Source organism: Microbacterium sp. NPDC060117, assembly GCF_042729315.1.
GTDB lineage: Bacteria > Actinomycetota > Actinomycetes > Actinomycetales > Microbacteriaceae > Microbacterium.
In genome coordinates, this window is sequence record NZ_JBHWXR010000003.1 from 386137 (window position 1) to 401790 (window position 15654).

The 15654-nt window shown below is 72.4% G+C and carries 12 protein-coding genes; 10 read left to right on the forward strand and 2 right to left on the reverse strand.

Features of this window, described 5'->3' with window-relative positions; translation table 11 throughout:
- The first annotated feature begins 34 nt into the window (after positions 1 to 34).
- The 6 genes from ACFWCK_RS13555 to ACFWCK_RS13580 all read left to right on the forward strand — a co-directional run bounded on the left by ACFWCK_RS13555 (position 35) and on the right by ACFWCK_RS13580 (position 6413).
- Entirely contained in the window at positions 35 to 1432 is a 1398-nt protein-coding gene (locus ACFWCK_RS13555) for a sensor histidine kinase (RefSeq protein ID WP_378806341.1), read from the forward strand.
- Positions 1429 to 2124: a response regulator gene (locus ACFWCK_RS13560; RefSeq protein WP_378806342.1), complete on the forward strand. Its 696-nt coding sequence runs from the start codon at positions 1429 to 1431 to the stop codon at positions 2122 to 2124. Before ACFWCK_RS13555 ends, ACFWCK_RS13560 begins: the two co-directional genes overlap by 4 nt.
- A gap of 59 nt (positions 2125 to 2183) precedes the next feature.
- Positions 2184 to 3413 (forward strand): benzoate/H(+) symporter BenE family transporter, encoded by a 1230-nt coding sequence (locus ACFWCK_RS13565; RefSeq protein ID WP_378806343.1) that lies wholly within the window; start codon positions 2184 to 2186, stop codon positions 3411 to 3413.
- A 137-nt stretch (positions 3414 to 3550) separates the two neighbouring features.
- Positions 3551 to 4435 carry an ABC transporter ATP-binding protein gene (locus tag ACFWCK_RS13570; RefSeq protein WP_378806757.1) on the forward strand — a complete coding sequence of 295 codons (885 nt, stop codon included), beginning with the start codon at positions 3551 to 3553 and terminating at the stop codon, positions 4433 to 4435.
- Positions 4432 to 5541, forward strand: a complete 1110-nt coding sequence (locus tag ACFWCK_RS13575; RefSeq protein WP_378806344.1) for an ABC transporter permease — start codon at positions 4432 to 4434, stop codon at positions 5539 to 5541. Before ACFWCK_RS13570 ends, ACFWCK_RS13575 begins: the two co-directional genes overlap by 4 nt.
- A gap of 287 nt (positions 5542 to 5828) precedes the next feature.
- Positions 5829 to 6413, forward strand: coding sequence for a nitroreductase family protein (locus tag ACFWCK_RS13580; RefSeq protein ID WP_233311791.1), 585 nt, complete (start codon positions 5829 to 5831; stop codon positions 6411 to 6413).
- A 163-nt stretch (positions 6414 to 6576) separates the two neighbouring features.
- Here the strand turns inward: ACFWCK_RS13580 and ACFWCK_RS13585 are convergent, their stop codons facing one another.
- Complete coding sequence (locus ACFWCK_RS13585; RefSeq protein ID WP_378806345.1) at positions 6577 to 8406, reverse strand: glycoside hydrolase family 15 protein; 1830 nt, start codon at positions 8404 to 8406, stop codon at positions 6577 to 6579.
- Between the two features lie 117 nt (positions 8407 to 8523).
- Between ACFWCK_RS13585 and ACFWCK_RS13590 the strand changes: the two genes are divergently transcribed.
- Together ACFWCK_RS13590 and ACFWCK_RS13595 are read left to right on the forward strand one after the other, a co-directional pair.
- Entirely contained in the window at positions 8524 to 9897 is a 1374-nt protein-coding gene (locus tag ACFWCK_RS13590) for a glucose-6-phosphate dehydrogenase (RefSeq protein ID WP_378806346.1), read from the forward strand.
- A 244-nt stretch (positions 9898 to 10141) separates the two neighbouring features.
- Positions 10142 to 11470, forward strand: coding sequence for an MFS transporter (locus tag ACFWCK_RS13595; RefSeq protein ID WP_378806347.1), 1329 nt, complete (start codon positions 10142 to 10144; stop codon positions 11468 to 11470).
- Positions 11471 to 11693: 223 nt separating this feature from the next.
- On the opposite strand, the gene ACFWCK_RS13600 is transcribed toward ACFWCK_RS13595, so the two are convergent.
- Positions 11694 to 12692: an AsnC family transcriptional regulator gene (locus ACFWCK_RS13600; protein ID WP_378806348.1), complete on the reverse strand. Its 999-nt coding sequence runs from the start codon at positions 12690 to 12692 to the stop codon at positions 11694 to 11696.
- Between the two features lie 87 nt (positions 12693 to 12779).
- On the opposite strand from ACFWCK_RS13600, the gene ACFWCK_RS13605 reads away from it, so the two are divergent.
- Together ACFWCK_RS13605 and ACFWCK_RS13610 are read left to right on the forward strand one after the other, a co-directional pair.
- On the forward strand, positions 12780 to 14294 hold the full coding sequence (locus ACFWCK_RS13605) for a hypothetical protein (protein ID WP_378806349.1): 1515 nt from the start codon (positions 12780 to 12782) through the stop codon (positions 14292 to 14294).
- A 98-nt stretch (positions 14295 to 14392) separates the two neighbouring features.
- Entirely contained in the window at positions 14393 to 15484 is a 1092-nt protein-coding gene (locus ACFWCK_RS13610) for a hypothetical protein (protein ID WP_378806350.1), read from the forward strand.
- The last annotated feature ends 170 nt before the right edge of the window (positions 15485 to 15654 follow it).

Below are 15654 nucleotides of genomic sequence, written 5' to 3' on the forward strand. Positions count from 1 at the left end.
GCTCTGCGGCCGGTGCCCGCCCTACGGTGGAGGGATGCCGCCGTTCACCCGCACCCCTACCTCGCGCGAGCTCCGCGCAGATCTGGTGCTCGCCGCCGTGATCTTCGTCGGCGGCCTGCTCAGCGCGGCGCTCTCCTCGATCTCCGGCGTGTACGGCTCCCAGCAGAACCAGCTGTGGACCGCGATCCCCTACCTGGTGGTCGTCACCGTGGCGGTCGCGGTGCGGCGGCGCCGCCCGGCGATGGCCGCGATCGTCGTCGCCATCGCCTATTCGATCGCCGTCACCCTGCACATCCCCGAGGTGTACGCGGGCAACATCGCGATGTTCGTGACCCTGTACACGGTCGGCGCCTGGACGAACTCGCGTCGCGCAGCGTTCCTGGTGCGAACCGGCATCATCACGGGGATGGGGATCTGGCTGATCATCGCGATGTACCGAGAGGCGATCGACCAGGCAGGAAAGGCGCACGTCTCCACCGCGCTGCTGAGCCCCTATGTCGCGATGATCATGCTGCAGGTGCTGATCAACGTGCTGTACTTCGGCGGTGCCTATTACTTCGGCGAGCGCAGTTGGAGCGCCGCCCGGGAACGCGCCGCCCTCGAGCAGCGCACCGCGGAGCTCGAGCGCGAGCGCGCGCTCAGCGCCGCCCAAGCGGTCGCGCTGGACCGGGTGCGCATCGCCCGGGAGCTGCACGACGTGGTGGCCCACCACGTCTCGGTCATGGGCGTGCAGGCGGGCGCCGCGCGCATGATGATCCCGCAGGATCCGCAGGCGGCCACCGCGATCGTCGCCGGCATCGAGACCGCCGCCCGTGACGCCACCCGCGACTTCCATCAGCTGCTCGACACGCTGCGCGCCCCCGGTGACACCGAGGACGAGTCCTCGACCGTCGGAGTCGAGGACATCGCCGAGCTCGCGGCCGCGTCGACGGCGGCGGGCCTGCCCACGCGGCTGCAGGTGATCGGGGACGCGGCGCCGGTGCCGCGCGTGACCGCGGTCAACCTGTACCGGATCGCCCAGGAGTCGCTCACGAACGCCCGTCGCCATGCGGGCCCCGACGCCGAGGCGGATGTGCGGATCCGCTATGAGCCGGGATCGGTCGAGCTCGAGGTCGTGAACACGGGCCGGGTCGTCACGGGGCTGCGTCCCGGGCTCGGCCAGCTCGGCATGCGGGAGCGCGCGACGGCCTCGGGCGGATCGATCGAGCTCGTGGCCCGGCCGTCCGGCGGATTCCGCGTGCGCGCGACGCTGCCGGTGGTTGCGGCCCCGCCCGAAGGTTCGCTCCTCGCCGAGGGCGGTGCGGGTGACCGCGAGAACGAACCCGCGTCTCGAGACCGACGATCTCATCGAGGGTCTCGAGACGCACCTTCGGTTTCGCGGCCGCCTGGCCCGCCGGCCGCGGCGGCAAGCGACCCCAGGGGGTCGGAGTGAGCGCTCGGATCCGCGTGCTGATCGTCGACGACCACGCCATGCTGCGTGCGGGGTTCCGCACGATCCTCGACCTGCAGCCCGACATCGAGGTCGTCGGGGAGGCCGGCACCGGATCCGAGGCGGTCGACCTGGCCGGCTCCCTGCTGCCCGACGTGATCACGATGGACGTGCAGATGCCCGACATGGACGGGCTCGAGGCGACCCGGCGGATCACGGCGGACGGGCGGATCCGCTCGTCGATCGCGATCGTGACGACCTTCGACCGCGACGACTACCTGTTCGACGCGCTCGACGCGGGAGCCAGTGGCTTCCTGCTCAAGAACGCCGGACCGGAGGAGCTCGTCGCCGCTGTGCGGGCCCTGGCCGCCGGGGACGGCATGCTCGCGCCGGAGGTGACCCGCCGGGTGCTGCAGCGGTTCGCCGCGCAGCCGACCGCGGTCACCGAGGGGCTCACGACCGTCGCGACCGGATCCGCCGTCCTCCCCAGCGCCGAACTGCCCGAGCCGCTCACCGAACGCGAGACCGAGGTGCTGCGTCTCGTCGCCGAGGCCTGGAGCAACGCCGAGATCGCCGCGGAGCTGTTCATCGGCGAGGCGACCGTGAAGACGCACGTGTCGCGGATCCTGCAGAAACTCGGCGCCCGCGACCGCGTGCAGGCCGTGGTGCTGGCGCACCGGCTGGGCCTGGCGTAGCGGGGCCGGCCCGGGGCGCCCGTACTCCGCGCACCCGCGCACCCGGCTAGCCTCTCCCCATGTCTGAAACCGCGAGCCCCCCGCCGCCGCACTCGGGTTCGTCCGTGTCCCGCCCGATCATGGCCGGGGTCGTCACGGCGCTCGTCGGGTTCACGAGCTCGTTCGCGGTCGTGCTCACCGGTCTCACCGCGGTCGGGGCGACCCACCCCCAGGCCGCAAGCGGGCTGCTCGCCCTCAGCCTCACGATGGGCGTCGCGTGCATCGTGCTGGCCTGGCGCTACCGCATGCCGATCACCGCGGCGTGGTCGACCCCGGGAGCGGCGCTGCTGGCCGCCTCCGGGGCCGTCGAGGGCGGCTGGCCCGCCGCCGTGGGCGCGTTCCTCATCGTCGCCGCGCTGATCCTGCTCACCGCGCTCGTGCCGCAGCTCGGATCCCTCATCGCCGCGATCCCCCCGTCGATCGCACAGGCGATGCTCGCCGGCGTGCTGCTGCCGCTGTGCCTCGCCCCGATCGTCGGGCTCGGGAAGAACCCGTGGGGCGTCGTGCCCGTGATCCTGACCTGGCTCGTGTTCGCCCGGCTCGCGCCGCGGTGGGCGGTGCCTCTGGCCTTCCTCACGGCGACCGTCGTCATCGTCGTGGGGATCGTGACGGGTGGCCCTGCGACGGGCTCAGGGACCGGATCGGGGGCCGCGCTGGATCCGGTCACCCTCCTGCCGCACCTCGAGCTCACGATGCCGACATTCACGGTCGGGGCGTTGGTCGGCATCGCCCTGCCGCTGTTCATCGTCACGATGGCGTCGCAGAACGTGCCGGGAGTGGCCGTGATGCGCAGCTTCGGCTACGAGGTGCCGTGGCGTCCGGCCATGCTCGTGACCGGCCTCGGCAGCGCGCTCGGCGCCCCCGCGGGCGGGCACGCCATCAACCTCGCCGCGATCAGCGCGGCCCTCGCCGCCGCACCCGATGCGGAACCGGATCCGAAGCGCCGCTGGATCGCCGGCGTCTCGACCGGGGTGTCCTACCTGGTCTTCGGCGGGTGCTCCGCCGCGTTCGCAGCGCTCGTCGTGCTCGCCCCGGTCGCCGTGATCCCGGCCGTCGCGGGCCTTGCCCTGTTCGGCGCGTTCGGATCCGCGGTGCAGCAGGCGATCGACGACCCCGGCGAGCGCACCCCGGCCGTGGTGACGTTCCTGGTCGCGGCCAGCGGCATGGCGTTCTGGGGCGTCAGCGCCGCATTCTGGGCGCTGCTCGCCGGCCTCCTCGTGCGCGGCGCACTGCACCTCGGCCGGCGCTGAGGACGCGGCCGGCTGAGCCCGGATCCCCCGGCCGAAGGATGCCGGCGGATCCGCCGCAGGGGGGATGCCCGCACCCGGCGCCGCTCACTAGCGTGGGGCTCATGACCACAGTGCTCACCCGCACCACGACCACGGGGCTGCTCGAACTCGAGGGCCTCACCAAGAGCTACGGCGCCCGGCGCGTGCTCGATGACGTCTCGTTCCGCGTCGAGCCGGGCCGCCTCACCGGCTTCGTCGGAGGCAACGGCGCCGGCAAGACCACCACGATGCGGATCGTGCTGGGCGTGCTCGGCGCCGATGGTGGCAGCGTGCGCCTGGGCGGTCACGACGTCGCCGCCACCGACCGGCGCCACTTCGGGTACATGCCCGAGGAGCGCGGCCTGTATCCGAAGATGAAGGTGCTCGAGCAGGTCGCCTACCTCGCGCGGCTGCACGGCTTCGGCAAGCCCGAGGCGATCGCCCGGGGCGAGGCGCTGCTCACCGAGCTGGGCCTCGGCGAGCGGCTGCACGACACGATCGAGTCGCTCTCGCTCGGCAACCAGCAGCGCGCCCAGATCGCCGCCGCCCTCGTGCACGATCCCGAGGTGCTCATCCTCGACGAGCCGTTCTCGGGGCTGGATCCGCTCGCGGTCGACGTCGTCGCGGGCGTCCTGCAGGCCAGGGCCGCACAGGGTGCGTCGATCCTGTTCTCCTCGCACCAGCTCGACGTCGTGGAGCGGCTGTGCGACGACCTCGTCATCATCGCCGGCGGGACGATCCGCGCCGCCGGCTCTCGCGAGCAGCTGCGGGCGCAGCACTCCGCACCGCGCTATGAGCTGATCTCCGACGCCGACGCCGGCTGGATCCGCGCCGAGCCCGGCATCACGGTCGTCGATTTCGAGCGCGGGACCGCGGTGTTCGACGCCGCCTCCCCGGAGGACGCGCAGCGCGTGCTGCGCACGGCCCTCGGCCACGGTATCGTGCACGCCTTCACCCCGCAGCATCCGTCCCTCGCCCAGATCTTCAAGGAGGTCATCCAGTGAGCACCGCGACCACTCAGAACGGCGCGCTCTCCGCGTCGAGCGGAATCTTCCTCGTCGCCGAACGCGAGATCGGATCCAAGCTGCGCAGCAAGGCGTTCCTGATCTCGACCGGGATCCTGCTGCTGATCGCCCTCGCCGGCGTGCTGATCGGCGGGTTCATGAGCAAGAACACCTCGGACACGAAGATCGCAGTGACCTCCGAGACCGCCCAGGCGGTGCACGGCATGCCCGGTCTCGCGCTGACCGAGGTCGCCGATTCGACGGCGGCGGAGAAGCTCGTGCGGTCGGGCAAGGTCGAGGCCGCCCTGATCCCGGCGCCGGGCGACAACGCGTTCGGCTACGAGATCGTCGCGCTGAAGGAGGCGCCGAAGAGTCTGCAGGGCCTGCTCGCCAAGACGCCGAAGGTCACGATCCTCGAACCCGATACGACCAATCCGCTGCTGCGGTATCTCGTGGCGATCGGCTTCGGCGTCGTCTTCCTCATGGCCGCATCGACGTTCGGAGCGACGATGGCGCAGAGCGTCGTCGAGGAGAAGTCCACGCGCGTCGTCGAGCTGCTGTTGGCCGCGATCCCCGCCCGCGTGCTGCTGGCGGGCAAGGTCATCGGCAACACGGTGCTCGCGATGGCGCAGATCCTGCTACTGGCGGCGATCGCCGTCGTCGGGCTCATCGTGACGGGGCAGAACGCGGTACTGCAGGGGCTCGGATCGCCGCTGGTGTGGTTCGCCGTGTTCTTCCTGTTCGGATTCGTGCTGCTCGCCTCGCTGTTCGCGGCGGCCGCCGCCCTGGTCTCGCGCCAGGAGGACATCGGATCCACGACCATGCCGATCACGATGCTCGTGATGGCGCCGTACATCCTGGTCATCATCTTCAACGACAACCCCGTGGTGATGACGATCCTGTCGTACATCCCGTTCTCGGCCCCGGTCGCGATGCCGGTGCGGCTGTTCGTCGGTGAGGCGCAATGGTGGGAGCCGCTGGCCTCGCTGGTGCTCCTGCTCGCCGCGTGCGTGGCCGCGATCCTCGTCGCCGCGAAGATCTACGAGAACTCCCTGCTGCGCATGGGGGCGCGCGTGAAGCTGTCCGAGGCGCTCTCCGGGCGCTGAGCGAGGGCTCGGGGGCGGGCATTCCCGGGCCCGCCGCTGCCGGGCTCGCGGTGCGCCACATCCCGCGAGACTGCATCTCCGTCTCGAGACTGCATGAACCGACTGCAGTTTCGAGACGGAGATGCTGTCTCGCGGTCAAGAGAGGAGCGGATCCGAGGACCGAGCGGATCCGGGGAATCCGAGCGAATCCGGGTTCTCAGGAATATTCATACGCATGGATTGTTAGCCTCAGGGTGCGGACGATGGGGTCCGGCAGCAGAACCACCGACCCGAAAGGCCTCATCGCCATGAGCACGCCCGCCATCGACCGCACCGCGGTCACCGACGCCCCGATCCTCGACGTCCTCGCCGAGCGCTGGAGCACCCGCATCTTCGACGCCACCTCGACGATCGACGAGGAGGCCCTGGCCAGCGCGCTCGAGGCCGCTCGCTGGGCGCCGACCGCCGCCAACACGCAGCCGTGGCGCGTGATCGTGGCCCGCCGCGGCTCCGAGGCGCACGCCAAGGTGCTCGGCACGCTCGCCGGATTCAACAGCAGCTGGGCCGGCGACGCCGCCCTGCTCGTGGTGTTCGTGGCCGAGACCACGCGCGACGGCCAGCCTATGACCTGGGCCCTCTACGACACAGGCCAGGCCGCCGCGCACTTCACCGTGCAGGCGCACGCCAACGGCCTGTCCACCCACCAGATGGGCGGCTTCGACCGCGACGCCATCTCGGCCGCGTTCGAGCTGAGCGCCGACTTCACCCCGATCTCGGTCATGGCCGTCGGCGAGCTGGGCGACATCCGCACGGCCTCAGAGGAACTGCAGCAGCGTGAGAACGCGCCGCGCGAGCGCCGTCCCATCGCGGACACCCTCCTCATCAACGCCTGATCCGAATCAACGCCTGATCCGACCGGATCCGGTGACCGCGAGACCGAAACTGCGTCCCGAAACCCGCGATGACATCGTCGGTCTCGAGACGCAGGTTCGGTCTCGCGGTCAAGAGGGTCGAGGGGCACCAGGGCACCTCGCCCCGACGGGACGCCGGTCCCGGTCAGCGCTCGCTGTGCAGCCCCGCGGCGAGCGCATCCGCCGCACGCACCAGCGAGAGGTGCGAGAACGCCTGCGGAGTGTTCCCGACGTGCCGCCGCCCCACCGGGTCGTACTCCTCGCTCAGCATGCCGACGTCGTTGCGCAGCGCGCAGAGCCGGTCCATGAGCTCCCGCGCCTCGGCCATGCGCCCGGTGACCGCGTACTGCTCCACGAGCCAGAACGAGCACGCGAGGAACGCGTGCTCGCCCCCGGGCAAGCCGTCGACGCCGGATCCCGTGCGATACCGGTTCACGAACCCGCCCTGGAGCAGGGTCTGCTCGATCCGCTCCACGGTCGCCAGCATCCGGGGATCGTCGGGCGCGCAGTACCCCGTGCGCGGGATGAGCAGCAGCGACGCGTCGACCTCGTCCGTGCCGCGGTGCTGCACGAAGCGACCGTCGCGCACGCCGTGCTCGTCGATCTCGGCGCGCAGCCTGTCACGCACCTCCCGCCATCGCTCCAGTGGCCCGTGCTCGCCGTCCTCCTCGATCGCGCGCACCCCGCGGTCGAACGCCGCCCACAGCATGACCCGGGAGTGGGTGAAGAACTGCGGATCCCCGCGGATCTCCCACATGCCGTTGTCCGGGCCGTCGAGGCGCTCCTCGGCCTGGCGCAGCAGCACTCGCTGCAGTGACCAGGACCGTGCGGATTCCCCGAGGCCCGCACGCCGCGCCGCGGCGAGCGTCACCATCACCTCTCCGAAGACATCCGCCTGGAACTGCTCGGCCGCGGCGTTGCCCACCCGCACCGGCGCGGATCCGGCGTAGCCCGGCAGGGACCGCATCTCCCGCTCGAGCAGATCCCGCTCCCCCGCCAGGCCGTACATGATCTGCAGATCGGCCGGATCCCCGGCGACCGCCCGCAGCAGCCAGTCCCGCCAGGCGCGCGCCTCGTCCGCGAGACCGTGCGCGAGCAGCGCCTCGAGCGTGAGCGCCGCGTCGCGCAGCCAGACGTAGCGGTAGTCCCAGTTGCGCGTACCGCCGAAGTCCTCCGGCAACGAGGTCGTCGCCGCGGCCGCGATGCCACCGGTCTCGCGGTTGGTGAGCGCGCGCAGGAGCAGCAGCGAACGCCGCACATCGCCTTCGTGCGGGCCCTCGTGGGCGATCCCGTCGGCCCACTCCTGCCACCACGCCCTGGTGGCCTGCTCCGCCGCGTCCGCATCGAGCGGAGCCGGGGCGGGCCGGTACGACGGGAACCACGTGAGCGCCAGATCCACGGTCTCGCCCGCGGCGACCTCGACCGTGCCGAGGTGACTGTGCCCGTGCGGCTGCAGCGCGGGACCCCGCACGACGACGGCATCGGGGCCGGCCGTCGCGGTCAGCTCCGGCGCCTCAGGGCGGCCGGTCTGGCGCACCCACGGGATCGCCCTGGCGTAGTCGAACCGGAACCGCAGCTCCTGCACGAAGGTCATCCGCCCGCTGATGCCCGTGATCCTCCGGACGACGTCCGTGCGCTCGACTCCCCGCGATGCGTGCACCCCCTCGGGCGAACCCGATTCCTTCTCGACCAGGATCGGCATCCACTCGGTCACCTCGACGACGCCGTTGGCGCCCTCCCACCGGGTCACGAGGCAGAAGGTGTCGCCGTCGTAGCGCCGGGTCGCGGTGGCATCGGGATCTGCCGGGTGAAGGCTCCAATGCCCCTGCTCGACGCCGCCGAGCAGGGCGCCGAACAGCGACGCGGAATCCAGCCGCGGTGCGCAGAACCAGTCGATGCTCCCGGCCCGCGACACGAGCGCCGCTGTCCGGCCGTCGCTGAGCAGCGCGTAATCCTCGATCGGAGAGGTCTCCACCCTCCGCAGTCTGGCACGGCCCTCATGCTCGGCGCCGGGCGACGCCCGCGAGGGGACGGATCCCGCTCCCCGCCGAGGTCGCAGACAGATCCTGGACGCGGACCGTATCGTGGGCGCATGACCACCCCGACGACGCTGCTCATCCTCGGCGCTTCCGGAGACCTCACGTCCCGACTCCTGCTGCCCGCGATCGCCCAGCTGCTGAAACGGCAGCCCGACCGTGCTCTGGTGCTTCGGGGAGCCGGATCCGACGACTGGTCCGATGAGCGCTGGCAGGAGGCGGTGCGCACCGCGTTCGCCACCGTCGATGCCACCGATCAGCTCCCGCGGATCGCCGGAACGACGTACGTCAAGGCCGACGTCACCGACCGCGATTCGCTCGCCGGGCTCATCGCCGGCATCGACGGATCCCTCGTGATCTACTTCGCGCTCCCGCCCGCCGTGGCGGAGGCCGCCTGCGAGAAGCTCGTCGACATCCCGTTGCCCGCAGGCACGATCCTGGCGTTGGAGAAGCCCTTCGGTCACGACGAGCAGAGCGCCGCGGCGCTCAACGCGCTCGCCACCCGGATCGTGCCGGAGAACCAGGTCTTCCGCGTCGACCACTTCCTCGGCCGCTCCACGATCCTCAACATCATGGGCGTGCGCTTCGCGAACCGGCTGGTCGAGCCGGTCTGGTCGGCCGATCACGTGCAGGAGGTGCTGGTGCGCTACGACGAGTCGCTGGCGTTGGAGAACCGCGCCCGCTACTACGACAAGGCCGGCGCGCTGGTCGACATGATCCAGAGCCACCTCCTGCAGGTGCTCGCCATCCTCGCGATGGAGCAGCCTGCGGATCTGGACGAGATCGATCTGCGCGACGCCATGGCCGCCGCCCTGCGCGCGACCCGGATCCTCGGCGACGACCCGGTCTCCTCGACCCGTCGCGCCCGATACTCGGCCGGCACGAGCGGCGACCACCCCGTGCCCTCGTACGCGGACGAGCAGGGCGTCGATCCTTCCCGCGATACCGAGACGCTCGCCGAGATCACCTGCGAGGTCGACACCGCGCGCTGGGCCGGGGTGCCGTTCACCCTGCGCAGCGGCAAGGCGCTCGGCGAGCGCTGCGCCGAGATCGTCGTCACGTTCCGGCCGGTGCGGCACATCCCCGGCGGGCTCACGGGAACCCCGGCCGACGGCGGCGTGCTGCGCTTCTCCCTCGGCCCCGACCGGATCGAGCTCGAGCTGAACGTGAACGGCGGCGACGATCCGTTCGCGCTGCGCCGGGACGTGCTGTCCACCGAGCTCGGCAAGGGCACGCTGCTGGCCTACACCGAGGTGCTCAGCGAGATCCTCGACGGCGATGTGGCGCTGTCCGTCCGCGGCGACGCTGCCGAGCAGTGCTGGCGGATCATCCAGCCCGCGCTCGACGCCTGGAAGGCCGGCGCGGTGCCGATGCAGGAGTATCCCGCCGGATCCCGTGGCCCCGAGGACTGGGCGACCACACAGCGCTGAGTCCGCCCCGCCACCACCCCGTTCGGGGCGCGTCCCGTGCGTTCGGGGCGCATCCCACCGCCGGATCCCGGCGGGACGCGCCCCGAAACGATCCATCACGCCCCGAGATCGGCGCAGCCGCGCCGCGTCTTCCCACCCGGGCATCGGCGCTGAATCAGACGGATCCACTCCTCTCCTCCGCGTCGGATGACGGATCCCAGGCATCAGCCCATCGGATCCGCACGAGGACCCCTACGATCGGCCCATGACCGCGCTCCCCCGCCGCGTCAGGGTCGGCTACGCCCTGGGCGGCATCGCCTCGGGCACCTACGGCACCGTGCCGGGCCTGATCCTGATGCCGTTCCTCACCGACCTGCTCGGCGTGCAGGCGGCGCTCGCCGGCATGATCGTGTTCGCCCCGAAGGCGTGGGACTTCTTCCTCAACCCGGTCGCCGGCCGCATCAGCGACCGCTCGCGCAACGCCCGCGACCGGCGTCGACCGTTCATCCTGCGGGCCGGGATCCTGCTCGCCCTGGCATTCGCGGCGATGTTCTTCGGCCCCACGGCCCCTCCGGTCGCGGCGGCGCTGTGGGTGCTCGTCGCGTTCCTCGCCTCGGCCACCGTGTACGCGTTCTTCCAGGTGCCGTATCTGGCGATGTCGGCCGAGATCACCGACGACTACACCGAGCGCACCCGGATGATCAGCTGGCGCGTGATCGTGTTCACCCTGGCGATCCTCGTCTCAGGCGCGGCGGCACCCGCGCTGGTGGAGGCCTTCGGCGGCGTGACCGGGTACCGGATCATGGCGGTCGCCATGGCCGCGCTCATCCTCGTCGGCACGGCCGGCGTGTGGTTCGGCACTCGATCGATTCCGCTCACCCGCGGCGAGGAGGCCGAGGGGCGGCTGTTCTCGCAGCTCGCGATCGTGCTCCGGGATGCCGACGCGCGGATGCTGATCGTCGCGTTCGTGCTGCAGGCCGTCGCGATCGGCATCGTGCTCGGCGGCGTCGTGTACGTCGCCAGGCACGTCGTGCACGACCCCACGATCGCGACCTACAGCTTCGTCTGCTTCGTCGCACCGGCGATCGTGCTCACCCCGATGTGGAGCCGGCTCGGCTCCCGCCTCGGCAAGAGACGAGGCTTCGCGGTGGCGACGACCACCATGGCGGTCGGCCTGGTCGCGCTGCTCGCGGCCCGCACAGGGGAGGCCATGCCGCTGCTCGCAGCGTCGGGCATCGTCGGCATCGGCTACGCCGGGGCGCAGCTGTTCCCGCTGGCGATGCTGCCAGACCTCGCCGCGGAAGACGCCCGCCGCAGCGGCACCAACCGGATCGGGATGATCTCCGGCGTCTGGTCCGGGTTCGAGCTGCTGGGCTACGCACTGGGTCCGGCGCTGCTGGGGCTCGTGCTGACGCTCGGCGGCTACCGGGCATCGACCGGCGACTCGACGCCGCAGCCCGACAGCGCGCAGTGGGCGATCGTGCTCGGCGTCTCGATCGTGCCGGCCGCACTGTGCCTGGTCAGCCTGATCCCGCTCTCGAAGTACCGCCTCGACGACCGGCTGCGCGCCGCCGCGGATTCGGCCGCCCGCTGACGCCGCACAGCCTTCGCTGGGCCGTCGGGGATCCGCGCGCCGCCGCGCCCTTCGCTGCCCCGTCACAGGATCCGCCCGCCCGCCGCCGCGCCGCACCGGATCCGTCCCGAATCACCGATCATGTCCCGAATCGCCGACGAAGACAGGCGAATCGTCGGCGGAACGGGACACGGTCGGGAGAACGGGACCAGGCGCGGGCCCGCGCCGGCGGCGTGCGGATCCGTCACCAGCGCGGCGGGATCCGCGCGATCGACCGACCCGTCGCATCCAACTCGTGCCCGTTGCGCTTGACCGAGCGCAGCACGGTCCAACGGTCGACGATCTCGACGTCGGCGCCCCACGCCCGCTCGATCGCGGGAAGCGCCGTGAGCGACCGCGCCCGCACGCACGCGAACAGCGGCGCCGGCCCCACGGCGGTCCCCGCGCGGTGCACCTCGGGCAGCCGTGCCGCACGGGTCGAGGCCGCCTCGGGATCGGCGGCGCGCGCCCAGAGCACCGCACCACGTCGATATCCCGCCGCCGGCATCGCGAGGTCGCAGCCGAACCGCAGGAGCCCGGCGGTGGTCGCCCGCTCGACCGCGCGTCGCGCCGTCGCCTCGGAGACGCCCAGGCGAGCGCCGAGCACGGCCGACGGCATGCGCGGATCCTCGTCCAGCACGTCCGCGATCTCGGCCACGGTCTGCGGTTTCGGCGGCCGGACCGCATCGGCGGAAGGCCTGCTCCCAGCCTCGCGCCGCGGACGCAGGATGCGCTGCTGCGCGGCCGAGAGCACCGGCAACCGCCATGAGGAGTCCTCAGCCGAGACACTGGCGGCGACGTCCATCCGCAGGACCGTCGCATCCGCCTCCAGGGCGCGCACGCGCTCCCCCAGCTGCGGAAGGCCTTCCGACGCCGCGACGAGCAGCAGCAGCCCCGCCGAGGTCTCGTCGACGCCCAGTACCCACGGTCGTCGCACCGCCGCCGCCCGCGCCTCGTCCGGGAGCCCGGGGTGCAGCAGCACGAGTGCCAGGTCGGTGGACGATGCCCAGCGCTCCGCCGTGGGCCACGCGGTCAGCCAGGCAAGGCCGTCGTCGCGCAGCGCATTCCAGTGCCGCACCACGGTGGCGGCGTCCACCCCGATCGCCGTCGCGATCCGCGTCCAGGGCGCCCGGGCGTCGAGCTGGAGTGCGTGGATCAGGGCGAGGTCGATCTCGTCCAGCGCACGCGGATCCGTAGATTCCATGTGACGAAGACTACGCACGAGAACCTCAAGAATGAAGGTTTCGTGTCAAAGGAATCCGGATTCGTATCGGAATCCTACGCTCGCCTCATGAGCGTGACGACGGATCGGATCCTGGCCACCATCGAGGATCTCGTCGCGCTCGCCCCGCGCGCCACGGGGACGCCCGGGGGCGCCGCCGCCGCAGCCTACGTCGAGGACCGGTTCGCCCGCGCAGGGCTGGAGACCGAGGTCCTCGAGGTGCCGTCCTTCGCCTGGCAGGCGACCGAGTGCCGGATCGTCGCCGCGACCGACGGGGCGGACGAGGTCGAGATCCCGAGCTCGCCGATCCTGCACTCCGCACTCCCCGCCCACGACTGGACGGGCGAAGTGCGGCACCTCGTCGACGCCCCGGTCGTCGACATCGGATCCGACCGCGTGCGCCGGCACGACGTGCGCGGCGCGATCGTGCTGTTCGACCTCACCTTCGACATGACGCTCGCGCACACGCTGCCGCTCACGCTGTTCCTGCACGATCCGGGCCGCCGGGTGCTGCGGCGCGACGTGCTGCGCAGCCGCAACCCGTACGTCACCTCGCTCGCCCGCACCATGCGCGACGCCGCCGCGGCGGGCGCCGTCGGTGTGATCGGCGTGCTGCGGGACTACCCCGACTCGCTCGGCTACCACAACGAGTACTACCGGCGGACGCTCTTCCGCCTGCCCGGCGCCTGGGTGACGCGCACCGGCGGAGCCCGGCTGCGGGCGCGACTGCGCCGTTCTCCGCGCGCAACGCTCACCTTCGGGGTCGCGCGCGAGGAGGTCGTCTCGCGCACGGTGATCGGGGTGCTCCCCGGGCGCGAGGACACCGCGCCGGGTCCCACGCGGGCCACCTCTCACACGGCGCCGACCGGATCCGCTCGCCTCGGAGATGCCCGGCGCGGTGACGCGATCATGATCCAGTCGCACCACGACTCGGTCGGGGCGGGCGCGGTCGAGGACGCCTCGGGGGCCGCCGAGGTGATCGCCCTCGCGGAGCACTACGCCGCCGAGGCGGCCGCCGGCCGGCGCCCCGCGAAGACCCTGCTGTTCACCACCTTCGACACGCACTTCACCGGCTACCAGGCGCACCGCGAGTTCGCCCGCAGGCACGTGCTGTCACGGGATGCACCCTGGCGGATCGTGCTGAACACCACGATCGAGCACATCGGCCTGCGCGCCGTCGAGGGGGCGGACGGCGGCTTCGCGAGCACGGGCGAGACCGAGCCGCGCGGCATCTTCCTCAACGTCAACCCCGCGTTCACCGCGCGGATCGCCGGGCTGATCCGCCGCCACCGGATGCACGCCACCAGCATCCTCGGCGCGGGCCTGCTCGAGTTCTTCGCCGGCGGGATCCCCACCGACGCGTCGTTCACCTTCGTCTCCGGCGTGCCGACCGTGAGCCTCATCTCCGGCCCGCTGTACCTCTACGACGACGCTGACACGATCGAGCGGATCGACGTCGCGCAGCTCGAGCCGGTCGCCCGCTTCTTCATCGACGTCGTGAACGACGCCGATGGGCGCCGCGGATCCCTGCTCGGCACCATGCCGGCAGGCCTGCGCCGGCTCCTGCCCCGGGGGCGCTGGTGAACGGATGCTCGGGAGCCGACGGCCCCGGGTCGGGGGCGATGGGCGGGTCCAGGTCGGACGCCGGGTCGGCGGCGATGGGCGGACCCGGGCCGGGGGCGATGGGCGGCCCCAGGTCGGGCGCGATGGGCGGCCCCGGATCCGGGATCCGTCACGGCTCGACCCGGATCGTGACCTTCGCGGGCGAGAACGCCCCGGAGACCGGGATCCTGCACCTCCCGCACACCGCTCCCCCGTCCGGCGGCTACCCGGTCGTCGCCTTCGGGCACATGACCACCGGCGGATCCCCGCGCTCGGCCCCCAGCCTCGGCCACCCCGGCCACCCCGAGTGGCGGCGGATGTCGCAGGGCGACGCGCTGTGCGACCTGCTGCTGCAGCGCGGGATCGCGGTGCTGCGCCCCGACTACCCCGGCATCGGCGGCGACGGCGTCGGCGTCGGCGTGCACCCCTATCTGCTCGGGCGCCCGCTCGGAGGCTCGCTGCGGGCCATGGTGCGCGCACGCGGCACCCTCGACGAGCGTCTCGGCGACGACTGGGTCGCGGCCGGGCACTCCGAGGGCGCGGTCGCCGCGCTGTTCGCCGGGGTCTCGGCCGAGCCCGACGACACGAGCCGTCTGCGCGGGGTCGCGGCCGTGACGCCGGTCACCCGAATGGACCTCAGCATCCGCTGGTCGCTCGGCATGCCCGGCGCGCTGCCCGGAACGGGCGTCGTCTCGGCGCTCATCGGGCTCATGCTGCGCGGCGCGGCCACCGCCGACGCCGCCCTCGCGGAGCTCATCGCCGGCGAAGGCCTGAGCGCCGCCGCGCACGCGAGGTGGCGCGACCTCGACCGCCTGTACCTCACCGAGCTCGCCGCCTCCGACTCGTGGGGAGGCATCGCGCCGGGCCGCATCGGAGGGCGGAGCGGATCCGCCCTGTTCGCCCGTCTGTACGCGTCGTTCCGGGAGAACGAGGTCGCCGCACTCACCGGGTTCCGCACGCCGGTGCGCATCGATGCGGCACGGTTCGACGAGGTCGCCCCGGCACCGCTCAGCGCCCGCCTGCTGCGCGCCTACCGTCGGGCGGGTGTCGACCTGACCTCCCGCTGGTGGCCGTCGCACCACTCCGGAACGATGGGCGCCCGGCACGCGCCGCCGGAGGTCGCGGCGTGGATCGCGGATCGCTTCGACCGCTCGCCCTCGCGCTGGCGCTGACCGGGGTTCGCTGGTCGCGAGTCGCCCTCCCGGGCCGTTGACCGGGGTTCGCTGGTCCCGTGTCGCCCCTTGACGCCCCACGAAGGGGCGATACGGGACCAGCGAACCCCACGAAAGGGCGCCACGGGACCAGGGAACCCGCCGAGGGGCACCACGCGACCAGCGCGGCG